Consider the following 2,071-nt stretch of genomic DNA (forward strand, 5'->3'; position numbering starts at 1 on the left):
GAGGCGCTGCAGGGCGGCGAAGGGTATCGACGCCTCGGCCTCGTACCCGTCGGCGCGCACGACCCGGATGCCGCGCGCGGACTCCACGGCCGCGTCGAGGAGGGTGCTCTTGCCGATGCCGGGCTCGCCGCGGACGAGCAGGGCGCCGCCGTGGCCGTTGCGCGCACCGCCGAGCAGCGCACCGAGTCGTTCGAGTTCGTCGGAGCGCCCGAGGATCGGGGGCGATGGGGCGTCGATGCGGCATAACCTACCTCTCCGCCGACGCGCCGGATAGAGGTTGCCCGACCGGGCCCGTCCCGCGTCGCGCAGGTCGAGGAGGATGCCCGAGGACGATGCCCGACCGGCGGCGGTCGAGCACCTCGGATGCAGCCTCCGCCGGTCCCGCCCTTCGCCGACGGCTCAGATCGGGTGACCCTGGTCGTCGGTGCGACCCGCCTGGGTGCTGAACCGCGACACGAACGCGTCGAAGTCGCCGTCGGGCCGTTCCACCATCACCGCGCCGTCCTGCCAGATGCCGTTCTCCGGCCACCACTGCGATCCGGCGGGATCGCCCTGGTTCTGGTGCACGTTGTGCACGCCGAGGCCGCCGTCGTCGAACGGCTCGCCCCAGACGAGCGTGCGACGGCCGATCACGAGGATGGACTCCAGCGCGGTCGACGCCTCGGCGAAGTCGCCCACCGTCCATGGACGTCGGCGTGCGCCGAGGAGGAGGGCGATGCAGCCGGGATGCTCTGCGATCGACGGATGCCGGATCAGGTCGATCGCGCCGGCCTCGCGCGTCCGTGCGGTCTCGTGGTACCCCGACGACGCCTCGCTCGCCGGAGCGAGCGTGGATCGGCGGATCCGCAGCAGCTTCCAGTGCACGCCGATGTCCGACTTCTTGCTGTCGACGTCGACGGCGACCGCGTAGGTGCCGGCCGGTGCGACGACGCGCAGGTTCACATGGAACCAGCGCCCGACGTCATCGGGCTGGTCCCGGAAGTGCTCTGACAGCGCGCCCACGAGCACGCCGTAGGCCGAGAGCGGCACGCCGCTCACGCTACTCCTCCTGCGCGAGGACCTCATCCCCCGGTCCGGGGCTCCGGCTACGCTGGCGACGCACCCCGCTCGGACCGTCCGGGCGAGCGCCCACTGGAGTCGACCCGATGCAGACCGACCCGAACACCACCGACCCGACCACCCTCGACCCGACCACCACCGACCCGACCACCACCGACCCGACCGAGACCGACCCGACCGAGACCGACGCGCCGACCGCTCCGGACGGCCCGCATCCCCTCGGCACGCCCACGGAACTGGCGACGCCGCTCGGCACGTTCCCCGCGGTCGCGGGCGACGGGGTCGTGCGGGTGCGCAACGTCCGGTACGCCACGGCGGGTCGGTTCGAGGCACCCGTTCCCGCGGAGATCCGGCCCGACGAGGCATCCGATCGACGCTTCCAGCGTCTGGCGTGCCCCCAGCCGGCGAGTCCCAGCGACGAACTGCTCGGGCGACCGCTCCGCGGGGTCGAGTTCGACGAGGACTGCCTGCGCCTCACGATCACGATCCCGGAGGACGCGCCCGACGAGCCGATGCCCGTGCTCGTCTGGGTGCACGGCGGATCGTACGTCTCCGGTGCCGGCGACCTCGCCGGCTACGACCCCGCCGCCATCGTGCGCGAGCAGCGCGTCATCGTCGTCGCCGTCACGTCGCGTCTCGGGCTGCTCGGGTACCCGACGGATGACGCGCACCCCGCGAACCTCGGACTGCTCGACCTGATCGCCGCATTCCGGTGGGTCGGGGAGCACATCGGCGGCTTCGGCGGAGACCCCGAGCGGATCACCGCGGTCGGCCAGTCGTCGGGCGGTGACGCGCTCGCGCACCTGATCGCCGCCGACGACGCTCGCGGCCTGTTCCGGCGCGTGATCCTGGAGAGCGCGCCGCTCGGCATCCGCACCGGGCGGGCCGAGATGCAGCGTCGGATGGCGGAGGCGGCGGGCCCGCTCGAGCCGGACGCCGCGCTCGACGACCTCTTCGCCGCGCAGGCGCGCGCGAAGCAGGGGATCGCGTCGCAGGCGGTGATCTCCGGCGC

General features: G+C 73.4%; 3 protein-coding genes. 1 reads left to right on the forward strand and 2 read right to left on the reverse strand.

The annotated features are described in order from the left end of the window. A partial coding sequence (locus ESO86_RS20160; protein WP_207207186.1) for an ATP-binding protein occupies window positions 1–369 on the reverse strand: 369 nt, incomplete at its 3' end. Between the two features lie 30 nt (window positions 370–399). Then, a complete protein-coding gene (locus tag ESO86_RS15960; protein ID WP_207207185.1) occupies window positions 400–1,038 on the reverse strand; it encodes a DUF2278 family protein in 639 nt (212 codons plus the stop codon). A 107-nt stretch (window positions 1,039–1,145) separates the two neighbouring features. Between ESO86_RS15960 and ESO86_RS15965 the strand changes: the two genes are divergently transcribed. After that, on the forward strand, window positions 1,146–2,071 hold a 926-nt coding region (locus ESO86_RS15965), incomplete at its 3' end, for a carboxylesterase family protein (protein ID WP_165308043.1).

It is taken from the genome of Agromyces binzhouensis, assembly GCF_004135055.1.
GTDB classification, from domain to species: domain Bacteria; phylum Actinomycetota; class Actinomycetes; order Actinomycetales; family Microbacteriaceae; genus Agromyces; species Agromyces binzhouensis.